Consider the following 11521-nt stretch of genomic DNA (forward strand, 5'->3'; position numbering starts at 1 on the left):
AAATTGAATAAGAAAAACTACTTACTAGATTTAAATAATTCAAAAAAACCCTTTATAATCTACAAATCAGATAAGGGGTTTGATCTTTATACGGACTTTTCAAAAAAGATCATTTTAAACAATAAAAATATTGAAAAATTCATTAACAAAAATACAAAATTAAAATCTACTCATAAAGAAACAGACATATTTATTGGTTTTTTTGGTTATGAAATACTAAATAACTTAATAGACGTAAAAATAAAAATAAAAAAACAAAAAACAATAAATTTTCCAAAAGGAATATTTTACAAACCTGAAACAAAAGTAAAACTTTCAAATAATCTGGAATATAAAAAAACTAGATCATCAGAACCTAGTGATTTGTTTAAAATAAATATTAATAAAAAATCGTATAAAGTAATATTTGATAAGTTTAAAAAGAAAATAAAATCTGGTGAAACATACCAAATTAAAATCTGCACTAAATACAGTAATAAATCTGAAATAGATGCTTTAGATTTTTTTGGTAGGCTAGTAAAAAGTAATATGGCACCTGAAGCCTTTATGATTAAGGATAAAAATTATTCAATAATAAGTTGTTCACCTGAAAATTTGATAACAAAAAAAAATAATCTTATAACAACAAAGCCTATAGCAGGCACTTTAAAGAAAACTAAAAAGTTAAATAAGAGTAAAGCCCTCACATTTTTTAGAAAAAACTTAAAAGAGACCAAAGAGCACAACATGATTGTTGATATGGAAAGAAATGATTTATCTAGAATTTGTAAACCAGGTTCAGTAAAAATTTTAAAGAAAAAGATAGTTGAGGAATACAAGGATCTTTATCATTATGTGAGTTTAATTGGAGGACAGCTCAAGAATAAAGTTACCCCATTAGAGATTATAAAAGCAATGATGCCGGGTGGATCAGTAATTGGATGTCCAAAAATTAGCACATTAAATTTATTAAATAAGCAGGAAAAACAAAGCAGAAATATTTACACTGGAAGTTTTGGTTACTTAAAGTTCAATGGAGATATGAGGTTCAATATTATTATTAGATCTATATTAAACTTTAAAGGTAAATCAGAGATTTCTGTAGCTTCAGGAGTGGTAATTGACAGTAATGCAGCTCATGAATTTAATGAAAACTATATTAAAGCAAAATCATTAATGGATCTTTATAAATGATATACATTATCGATCATCAAGACTCTTTCACTCACAATGTAGTTCATCAATTTGAAAATTTTGATGAAGTGGTTTGTACAAATTTTAACAAAATAAATGAAAATAAATTAAAAAAAGCAGATATTATTGTTTTTTCACCAGGCCCAGGTGCACCAAAAGATTATCCTTCTAGTTCAAAAATCTATAAAAAATACAAAGGAGAAAAAAAAATTATAGGTATTTGTCTTGGGTTTCAACAAATTCTACATTGTGAAAATGGAAAAATAATTGAGCAAAAAAAGATTTATCATGGTTTTCAATCTAAAATAAAAGTAATCAGCAAAAACTCATTGTTTAAAAAAAATAGTCAATTCACTGTTGGTAGATATCACTCTCTAAAATTAAAAGAGCCATTTACTGCAAAAAATTTTGAAATTACAATGAGGTGTGTTATTTCAAATACAGCAATGACAATAGAAAATAATAAAGAAAAAGTATATGGCTTTCAATTTCACCCCGAATCTTTTTTAACTGAAAATGGTAACTTACTTATTAAAAAAATCTTATCAGCATAAAACCTACAAAGAAATTAATTTTAAAGATCTTTGGGGGGATAATGGTGTGTTCACTACTATGTGGATTTTTGGAAAACCCACTAAAATACTTTTTTTTAAAAAGCATATCAAAAATTTAATAAAGTCTTTAAAAATTTATAAACTAAACACCCCAAATCTTGAAAAAAATATTCTTAAATTAATAAAATTAAATATTGATAAAAAGAGATCTTACAATCATCTTCTTAGAGTTGCTGTGAATAAAAAAATGATATCAATTTCTTTAAGGAATAGAAAAACACCAAAATTAAATTTTAATTTAAAGCTTATCAGTCACAAACGATTTGACCCTAAATTTAAAAATCTTAAATATAACTTTATATTAAAATATTTGTCTAAAATGGATAACACCACTTCAGATGTTGGTCTTTGTTACAAAAATATGATTTTAGAAAGTGGAACTTCAAATATGCTATTTATCAAAGATGATAAAGTTTATTCTCCAATAAATAATATATACAAGGGTATTACCTATAAATTTTTTAATAAAAAATTAGGTAAGATTATTAGCAAAGATATATTGATCAAAACTTTATCCGAATATGATGAAATTCTCCTTATTGGTTCTGGAAAAGGTGTTGCATCAATAAAAAATATTAATGAAATTAAATGGAAGAGAAAAAGTTTAAAATTTTATAAAATACTTTCTAGTTTTTATAAAAATGAAGTTAACAAATGTTCTATCTATAGATAATATTTATGTTTGACCCAAATAATCCCTGTTTATTCTGTAACTCTAAACAAAATGGTTCAGCTGCTGAAAATGAGTTGGCTTATGCCAGTTATGATACATACCCTGTGTCTGAATTTCATTGTTTAATTATTACAAAGCGGCATGTTAAAGATTATTTTGATTTAAATGATGACGAAGTGATTGCTTGCAACAACCTTATCAAAAAAATTAAAGAGGAAATATTATTAAAAGATCCTACAGTTAAAGGGTTTAATATTGGTACTAATGCCGGAAAAGCTTCGGGGCAATCAATTTTACACTGCCATATTCATTTAATTCCACGAAGAGAGTGTGATGTTGAAAATCCACAAGGTGGTGTTAGGTCGGTTATTCCCTTAAAACAACATTATAAACGTAAAGCATAAGTTGTATTTTTGATTGATAAATAGAGCACCTAATAACGGTTGATCTATCATTTCAACTATACTAAAAACTCGAAATTAAGATTCAACAAAATTAGTTATAAAGGGTAATAGTCTATATGATGTCAATTAGTCCATTTTCTGCACTAGCAGAATCAATTTCTCCTTCTGTAATTCAAGGCTTTGTTTTAGCAATGTTAGCTCTAATCGTTATTGGAACAGTTGTTCAAATGATACATCATAAAAATGTTACTTATTTTTTCAATAATGCAAAAAAAGCAAAATTAGCTGCCGAAAGAGAACTTGGTGTTGGAGAAAAAACTTCAGTTATTTTAAAAACTGTAGTGCATGATATTGCAACTACTGCAGAGTTGGGCGCTGGTAAAAGAAGAGTTGCACACGTTATGGGAATGTATGGAACTATTTTATTTTGGGTTGCATCAGTTGTATTAGTTTTTGGTTACACTGGAATAGGAACTGCTGTACCAACAATCTGGCCTATGATTTGGCATGTTGGAGCAATAATGACTTGTGTGGGTGGATACTGGTTTTGGTTATTTTTAAGAGTAGATGTATTAGCAGAAGCTCATCCATGGTACAGAATTATTAAAGCAGACTTGTTTGTCCTAGCACTTCTTGCATGCGCAACTACTGGACTTGCTTGGTCTTATTTTCAATCTTCAGGATTAACTCGATTAGGATATTTATTTTTAGTTTTATTTATTACCTCAAACATTGTTTTATTTGGGGGAGTTTATTGGTCAAAATTTGCACACATGATTTATAAGCCTGGTGCAGCAATCCAAAAAAACTTAGCAGAAGCAGATGGATCAAGAGACAATCTTCCTCCATTAGCTGATGCACCAAAACAATTTGGACTAGGAATTAAAAGAGAACAACCAAAACACTATTAAAAAGAGAGAGAGAGGTAATATAATATGTCAACTTTTGTATACATGACGAGATGTGATGGATGTGGTCACTGCGTGGATATTTGTCCATCAGATATAATGCACATTGATGAAAATATTAGAAGAGCAGTTAATATTGAACCTAATTTTTGTTGGGAATGCTATTCTTGTGTAAAAGCTTGTCCTAATCATGCAATTGATGTTCGTGGTTATGCGGATTTTGCTCCTATGGGTCACAGCGTAAGAGTTAGGCGTGAAGAAGAAAAAGGAACTATCTCTTGGAAAATTAAATTTAGAAATGGAACTACAAAAGACTTTGTATCTCCAATTACAACAAAGCCTTGGGGAAAGTTCATTCCAAAATTAGCAGAAGGTGAAAAACCTAATGATGATGAGATTAACTCTCAAATGCTTTACACTGAGCCTAATGGTTTAAATATTGATGGTAAATTACCATCAGTACCAAAAGATACCTTTAAAAAAGGAGTTTACTACTAATGGCTAAGCATAAAACACATTTTGAGGATTGCGATGTTCTAGTTGTTGGTGGTGGTATGGCTGGAACTGGTGCTACTTTTGAAGCTAGACACTGGGGAAGAGACATGAAAATTATTTGTGTTGAAAAAGCTAATATTGATAGAAGTGGAGCTGTTGCTCAGGGTTTATACGCAATTAACTGTTACATGGGTATGCAGTGGGGTGAAAATCAACCTGAAGACCACGTAAGATATGCACGTAACGATTTAATGGGAATGGTTAGAGAAGATTTAGGTTATGACATGGCTCGTCACGTTGATTCAACAGTTCATATGTTTGATGAGTGGGGCTTACCAATGATGAAAAATGAAAAAACTGGTCGTTACCTTAGAGAAGGTAAATGGCAGATCATGATTCATGGTGAAAGTTACAAGCCAATCGTTGCAGAAGCTGCAAAAAAATCAGCTGACAAAATTTATAATAGAATAATGATTACTCATCTTTTAATGGATGAGGCTCAAGAAAATAGAGTAGGGGGAGCTGTTGGTTTCAATATGAGAACTGGTGACTTCCATGTATTTAGATCAAAAACTGTAATTGTTGCAGCAGGTGGAGCATCTCATATTTTCAAACCAAGAGCAGTTGGTGAGGGAATGGGAAGAACTTGGTACGCACCTTGGAGTAATGGTTCTGCTTATGCATTACCTATTGCTGTTGGAGCTAAAATGACACAAATGGAAAATAGAATTGTGTTATGTAGATTTAAAGATGGATATGGTCCAGTTGGAGCATACTTCTTGCACCTTAAAACTTATACTCAAAATGCAAATGGAGAGAATTATGAGAAGAAATGGTATGATCAAACTAAAGAATTAGTTGGTGAATACATTGATCATCATCCAACTCCTACATGTTTAAGAAACCACGCATTTATTCAAGAAACTATCGCAGGAGGTGGACCAATTCACATGGTAACTACTGAAGCTTTCCAAGATCCACATTTAGAAACAGTTGGCTGGGAAAATTTCCTTGGTATGACTGTTGGTCAAGCTGTTGTTTGGGCTTCTCAAAATATTGATCCTAAATACACAAATCCTGAACTAACTACATCTGAACCTTATGTTATGGGTTCTCATGCAACTTGTTCTGGAGCTTGGGTTAGTGGACCTGAAGATTTATCTCCACCAGAATATTTCTGGGGTTATAACAGAATGTTAACAATTGATGGTCTTTTTGGTGCAGGTGACACTGTAGGTGGAAGTGCTCATAAATTTTCGTCAGGATCATTTACTGAAGGTCGTTTAGCTGCAAAAGCTGCTGTAAAATATATTGAGGATAAAAAAGCAGAAGGTATTAAAGTTACAGACAAACAGTGTGAAGACTTTAAAGTTGCTATTTTTAAACCCCTTGAGACTTATCAAGTTGCTCAAAATGAGATTACAGGTGGAACAGTTTCACCAAGTTACATTTCACCAATTCAAGGACTTCAACGTCTACAAAGAATTATGGACGAGTATGTTGGTGGTATTGCAACCAACTACATGACCAATGGTAATATGCTTAAAAGAGGCCTAGAATTACTTGCTTGGTTAGAGGAAGATTTAGAAAAAGTAGGTGCTGAAGATTTACACCAACTTATGAGAGCTTGGGAATTAAAACACAGAGCTTTAACTTCTCAGTGTGTGACTGAACATACTATGTTCCGTGAAGAAACACGTTGGCCTGGTTATTATTACAGAGGTGATCACATGAAACTTGATGATGATAATTGGCACTGCTTAACAGTTTCAAGACGTGATCCAAAAACTGGTAAATTTTCATTAGAAAAAGTGCCGGTTTACCACATAGTTGACGAGAACGAGAAGAGAAAAGCTTCTTAAACAATTACCTAAAATATGAATCTTTTAGAGAAATCTGATGATGAGATTATAGCAATTGCTAATCCTATTTGGGATAATCTCGTTAAGACATCAAATATGAAAGATTATGGTGGGTTTACTAAGGACTTTGGAACCCAAATGTTATTTGGAGCTAATGAAGTAGAACTTGGAAAGCAGTGGGCTAATAACAAGTTATTAACTAGTTTATCTGAGGATTATGAGGCATTTGGATGTTTAAGACGAGGTATGAATATTACAGTCTTATTCAAACAAAAGAGTAAAGAAATTGAAGGTGAGTTCCTTGGAAGACTAGTTCTAGGTGTTGAGGGGGATGACGTTAAAGTTTTTGGGGCCACGATCTACTAAATTCAGATCAAATTTCATCTATAAATTATTTTTCTATTTTTTAAGTATTGATTTGACAAATAGTTGGGCAGCGTTAATGAGAAAGACAAATGCTCAATATATTAAAAAATCTACCTACAGAAATTAAAAAAAACAAATTAAAAGCAGGTATATTTATTGGGTTGTCTGCGTACTGGGGAATAATTCTAGTAGGCACATACATTTCTTACTAATACAAATTTCAAGTACATACATTCTTTTTAATCAAAATTTCTATAAGACTATGTTTTAATTCACTATGAATATTGTATAAATTATTCACATACTTTGTTCTAAAAAATTATTTGTTAAAGTTTAGATTAAACTTGTAATATAAAGGTGTGAATGAAAAAATTTATTAGAAAATATGAATTAGAGTTATTATTACTAAATATATATAGAATTATTTCCATACCTCTTCTTTTATGGATAAGATTTAATGTAAAAAAAAATGTAGGATTTAAAAAATTTAAATCAATTAATAAATTAAAGCTTATTAGTTTCCCAGAGGTATTAACAAAGCCATATTCTATTTTTCAAGGAGGTTATGCAATTGAAAAGATATTATTAGCAATAAACTTAAACGTTGAAGGGTATAGCAGAGTAACTCCTAGAAGCCTTTTTACTAACAATTCACCTGTTAACAGTTTATTTTTGAATTGGCAAGGTTTGACGAAAGACGAAGTTAAATTTGAAAATTATTTAACAAATACTTTTTCATCTCTTGGTTATAAAGAAGAATTTTTTAAATCAAAAAAAATAAATGCAAATTGCAATGATATATCAAAAGAAAAAGTAGGAAATTGTTTTCAAGAAATTTTTAAATATCAATTAGATATTGATCCCACAACATATAAGGGTCTTGGAGTTGAAAAATCTGATGATAATGGAGCACATGATGGTAAATTAATAGACTTACCTATAACAAAAGATTTAGTTCAAGATAAAAAAATTTATAATGTATGTGTTAATAATACTTTTGAAAAAAATTTTATAATTGATTATAGAATTCCTTTTATTGGTGAACTGTCAAGTTTTTGTTATGAAAAAAAAAGACATATCTCAAAACGCTTTGCTAATCAAAACCATAGTGTAAAAGTTTTACAAACAAAAAATATTTTTACATCTGGGGACTTAGACAAAATATCATCTATGTGTAATTTAATGAAATTGGATTATGGTGAAATTGATTGCTTAATAGATGCTGACACAAAAAAAATTTATGTGATTGATATAAACAAAACACCAATTGGACCCCCCAAAGAATTACCGCTTAAAAAAAAAATTGATGTGATTATTGCAATGAGCACATCTTTTATTAAAAATTTTTGCAGTTAGAGTAACTTTAATTTTTCTAAAAGAAAATAATTTTTAAAATATTCTCATTAATATTTTTTTTACGAAGAAAAATTCTCATTAAAGAAAGTACCCGTTTATCACATAGTTGACGAGAACGAGAAGAGAAAAGCTTCTTAAAACAGTTAAACTTAAATTATGAATCTTTTAGAGAAATCTGATGATGAGATTATAGCAATTTCTAAACCTATTTGGGATAATCTCGTTAAGACATCAAATATGAAAGATTATGGTGGGTTTACTAAGGATTTTGGAACTCAAATGCTATTTGGGGCTAATGAAGTAGAACTTGGAAAGCAATGGGCTAACAACAAATTGTTAACTAGTTTATCTGAAGATTATAAAGCTTTTGGATGTTTAAGAAGAGGCCAAAACATTACTGTTCTATTTAAGCAAAAGAGTAAGGAAATCGAAGGTGAGTTACTTGGAAGGTTAGTCCTTGGTGTTGAAGGGGATGATGTTAAGGTCTTTGGAGCAACAATCTACTAATAAAAAAACCATTTTATATTAACTATTTATTTGACAAATAATTAACTGGGTGTATTGACGGTTGTAATGTCAATTTTCAACATAAAAATATTAAACAAAATTTCAGATTTTAAAGTAACTATTATCAAAACAGGCATCTTTGTTAGTCTAGCTGCTTATTGGGGTATCATTTTAGTTGGAACTTTTATCACATTTAATTAAGTTGTTTTTTAATAACTGTTAATTTTTTATGGATGTTTTTCTACCAATAGCTCAAGTATTTGTTAATCCTATTGAGATACTTTTATTGAGTGCAATCGTTGGAGTGCTTTCAGGTTTATTTGGTGTTGGTGGTGGTTTTTTAATGACCCCATTCTTAATTTTTTTAGGCGTACCACCCGCATATGCTGTTGCAAATGAAGCTAACAATATTCTTGCAACATCAGTATCAGGATCAACAACTCATTATTTAAAAAATACTTTAGATTATAAAATGGGTCTTATGATTGTTATTGGTGGAACAATTGGAACCGCATTAGGTATTTATATTTTTACATATTTTAAGGGTATCGGAAAAATTGATACAGTTATTTCTTTAGCTTATATGTATATACTTGCAATAATCGGTACATTAATGTTGGTTGAAAGTCTTGGAGAAATAGACAGAGCAAAAAGAAACCTTATAGTTAAAAAAAAATTACACGTTCATTATTGGATACATGGTCTTCCATTAAGAATGAGGTTTCCAAAATCAAAGTTATACGAAAGTATATTTACCCCAATTATAATTGGTTTATTTGTAGGATTTATTGCTGCTATAATGGGTATAGGAGGTGCTTTTATATTAGTGCCTGCAATGATTTATATAATTAAAATGCCAACAAAATTAGTTCCAGGAACTTCTTTGTTTGTAACAATTTTTGTAAGTGTCATAGTAACTTTTTTGCATTCATTTAATTTTGGATCTATAGATCTAATGCTAGTTGTTATGTTGGTTATTGGATCAATCATAGGTGTTCAAATAGGACAAAAACTTGGTGAAAAAATTGATAGTTCTGGCTTGAAAGCATTACTCGCAATTTTATTATTAATAGTTGGAATAGCTATTGCTTACGAAACTTTTTTCGCTGAACAAGCTGAGAAAGAAATAATAAAAGTATTAAATTCAGATTTAAATTTTTTCTCACTATTTATTTTAGAATTTTCAGAAGACATGCCATTTTTTTATGGATTATTTTCAATTATGTTTGCAATTCTTTTAGGAGTAGGTGCGGCATTGATTAGAAAATTTTTCTCAAACATAAGAAAAAAATACGCAATTAAAAAATAATTAATACAAATAATATCAATTATTTTTATATAATTTTTTTCTATATATATAATTTTACAATCTAGTTAAGTTTAGTTAATTTTAAAATTTTATAAAAATGAATCTGAACTGCAAGTATTGTAAAGCTGATATAGACACTGATATTGATGAGTCATCAATAGAAGGTAAACTAATACAATGTAGTAGCTGTAATAAAGAATGGATATATAAATTAAAATCTGAGTATATATTAGATAAATTAGAAGAGCTTGATCTTAGCTGGAAAAAAAAAGAGAACTCTCTAAATGAGCAACTAAGCAAATATAATTCTAAAATTGAAGAATTAGAAAAAGACTTAAAAGTGAAAAATAAGGAATTAAGTGAGCAAAAAACAATAGAAGATAGAATTATTTTGTTTGAAAAACGCATCACTAACACAGAAAAAATCAATGCTGAACAAGCTGAGTTAGAAAATAAAATAGAAGAAATGAAAGATGAACTTAAAGAAACTTCAGATAAAATTTTAAACAAAAATAAAGACTTTGAAAATAAGACGAATTATCTAGAGATGAAAATTAAATCATCGAACATAATTTCTAATAAAAATACGACCTTAAACGAAGAGACCATCAATATTAATCAGTTCAAACAAAAAGAAAAAAAAGAAGAAACAAATACAAAAAAAGTAAGTTTTTGGAGAAGATAAAAGCAACTTCATTAATTAATAATTTATAAACCCGCATGAATTATAAAGATTTAAACTTATATAATGAAGATCAACCACTGATATTAAAAAACGAAGTCAAGACCGAAAGTGAAGCTTTACAAACAAAAAACTTAAAGCAAGAAATTTCAAAAATTAAAAATATAACAATTGGAATTAATAAAAATATCCAAAAAGACAAGTCAAAAATTATTAAAGAACTAAAAAATAAAACAAAGGAATTAAAGTCATATAATGATGAAAAAAATTCTTTGTTTGAAATGGCAAGTCAACACACATTAGACAAATCTGTAATTCAAGATAAATTAATTAATTCACAAAAAAAAATAATTTCAGATAACGATGAAAAAATTAAATTTTATCAAAATGAAAATGTAAGACTGTCTAGTGAGCTTTTAAGTTCACAAAAATTAGCCAATACAGCAAATGAAAGTCTTTCCATTATTGAAAATAAAAACAATAAGATTTTTAATCAAATTAAAGATTTACAAAATTATAATGATGACAATAATATTATTTCTGCAAGATTTAAAAAAACTAAGCAGAATTTTATTGAAGAAGATGAAGAAAAAAATAAAAATATTAACTTAGATGTTTTAGTTTCTGATATCTTTGAAAAATGATAATTTAATTTTATTAATTACCCTATTAGAAAAAATTTTTTAATACTTTATTTTTATAATCTGGTGAAAATTTTGTATAATTCCTAATAAAATAATTACGTAATTCCAGATTAATTGTTGGATTATTTTTTGAAAGTTTAAATGTTTTGTAGAAGCTTTTTTCAAATTCTTTAATATTATCTCGGTCCAAGCTTTCTAAAATCTGCTTATAGTTCCAAAAATCAATATCTAAAAAATCTTTATATATACTTTTATTTAAAAAACTTAATACTAGCAATCTATTGCTTTTGTTTAACAGAGATGCTTTGTCTAAATGGTTAGGAAAACCAATAGCTTGCTTGTAACTATAAGGAGTCCATTGCCAAAAAGAACTCTTTATATTTACTGATGGCAAATAAAGAACTGACACTGCAAACATATTGTATGTCAGTAAAGTAATAATAAGAAATTTTAATAAGTGAAAAAAAATAAAATTTTTCATATGAACAACATTAATATATCATTTATAAAAATCTATTTATTATTAAT

Annotated in this window: 16 protein-coding genes (1 of these 16 cut by a window edge); 15 read left to right on the forward strand and 1 reads right to left on the reverse strand. The window is 28.5% G+C overall.

The genetic code is table 11. From position 1 onward, the window contains the following. The first annotated feature begins 3 nt into the window (after nt 1-3). From AC5YGC_RS02270 to AC5YGC_RS02335, 14 genes are all read left to right on the forward strand, one after another. Nucleotides 4-1173, forward strand: a complete 1170-nt coding sequence (locus AC5YGC_RS02270; RefSeq protein WP_496140039.1) for a chorismate-binding protein — start codon at nt 4-6, stop codon at nt 1171-1173. After that, the gene (locus tag AC5YGC_RS02275) at nt 1170-1727 is read left to right on the forward strand and encodes a glutamine amidotransferase-related protein (protein WP_496140040.1); all 558 of its coding nucleotides are present in this window, start codon (nt 1170-1172) and stop codon (nt 1725-1727) included. Before AC5YGC_RS02270 ends, AC5YGC_RS02275 begins: the two co-directional genes overlap by 4 nt. After that, complete coding sequence (locus AC5YGC_RS02280) at nt 1690-2460, forward strand: aminotransferase class IV (protein WP_496140041.1); 771 nt, start codon at nt 1690-1692, stop codon at nt 2458-2460. Before AC5YGC_RS02275 ends, AC5YGC_RS02280 begins: the two co-directional genes overlap by 38 nt. 5 nt (nt 2461-2465) lie before the next feature. Next, complete coding sequence (locus AC5YGC_RS02285) at nt 2466-2864, forward strand: HIT domain-containing protein (RefSeq protein ID WP_496140042.1); 399 nt, start codon at nt 2466-2468, stop codon at nt 2862-2864. A 116-nt stretch (nt 2865-2980) separates the two neighbouring features. Further along, nucleotides 2981-3775, forward strand: coding sequence for an adenylyl-sulfate reductase (locus AC5YGC_RS02290; RefSeq protein ID WP_496140043.1), 795 nt, complete (start codon nt 2981-2983; stop codon nt 3773-3775). Nucleotides 3776-3799: 24 nt separating this feature from the next. Continuing rightward, a complete protein-coding gene (aprB, locus tag AC5YGC_RS02295) occupies nt 3800-4270 on the forward strand; it encodes an adenylyl-sulfate reductase subunit beta (protein ID WP_415278896.1) in 471 nt (156 codons plus the stop codon). Continuing rightward, a complete protein-coding gene (aprA, locus tag AC5YGC_RS02300; RefSeq protein ID WP_496140044.1) occupies nt 4270-6129 on the forward strand; it encodes an adenylyl-sulfate reductase subunit alpha in 1860 nt (619 codons plus the stop codon). The genes aprB and aprA overlap by 1 nt, the downstream gene beginning before the upstream one ends. Before the next feature lie 15 nt (nt 6130-6144). After that, on the forward strand, nt 6145-6495 hold the full coding sequence (locus AC5YGC_RS02305) for a hypothetical protein (protein ID WP_415303153.1): 351 nt from the start codon (nt 6145-6147) through the stop codon (nt 6493-6495). Between the two features lie 363 nt (nt 6496-6858). After that, complete coding sequence (locus AC5YGC_RS02310) at nt 6859-7851, forward strand: hypothetical protein (RefSeq protein ID WP_496140045.1); 993 nt, start codon at nt 6859-6861, stop codon at nt 7849-7851. Nucleotides 7852-8007: 156 nt separating this feature from the next. Beyond that, nucleotides 8008-8358, forward strand: coding sequence for a hypothetical protein (locus AC5YGC_RS02315; protein ID WP_496140046.1), 351 nt, complete (start codon nt 8008-8010; stop codon nt 8356-8358). A 66-nt stretch (nt 8359-8424) separates the two neighbouring features. Further along, complete coding sequence (locus AC5YGC_RS02320) at nt 8425-8559, forward strand: hypothetical protein (protein WP_496140048.1); 135 nt, start codon at nt 8425-8427, stop codon at nt 8557-8559. 28 nt (nt 8560-8587) lie between these two features. Then, nucleotides 8588-9667, forward strand: coding sequence for a TSUP family transporter (locus tag AC5YGC_RS02325; protein ID WP_496140049.1), 1080 nt, complete (start codon nt 8588-8590; stop codon nt 9665-9667). A 97-nt stretch (nt 9668-9764) separates the two neighbouring features. Then, nucleotides 9765-10352: an MJ0042-type zinc finger domain-containing protein gene (locus tag AC5YGC_RS02330; RefSeq protein WP_496140050.1), complete on the forward strand. Its 588-nt coding sequence runs from the start codon at nt 9765-9767 to the stop codon at nt 10350-10352. A 35-nt stretch (nt 10353-10387) separates the two neighbouring features. Beyond that, the gene (locus tag AC5YGC_RS02335; RefSeq protein WP_496140051.1) at nt 10388-10993 is read left to right on the forward strand and encodes a hypothetical protein; all 606 of its coding nucleotides are present in this window, start codon (nt 10388-10390) and stop codon (nt 10991-10993) included. Between the two features lie 25 nt (nt 10994-11018). On the opposite strand, the gene AC5YGC_RS02340 is transcribed toward AC5YGC_RS02335, so the two are convergent. Next, nucleotides 11019-11474, reverse strand: coding sequence for a hypothetical protein (locus AC5YGC_RS02340; protein ID WP_502314035.1), 456 nt, complete (start codon nt 11472-11474; stop codon nt 11019-11021). On the opposite strand from AC5YGC_RS02340, the gene AC5YGC_RS02345 reads away from it, so the two are divergent. Further along, on the forward strand, nt 11451-11521 hold the 5' portion of the coding sequence (locus AC5YGC_RS02345; protein ID WP_496140053.1) for a putative Ig domain-containing protein. The gene runs 3562 nt beyond the window's last position; only the first 71 of its 3633 coding nucleotides appear in the window; the start codon lies at nt 11451-11453; its stop codon lies off the right edge, out of view. The two genes, AC5YGC_RS02340 and AC5YGC_RS02345, sit on opposite strands and share 24 nt — an antisense overlap.

Source organism: Candidatus Pelagibacter sp. uisw_138 (genome assembly GCF_059512485.2).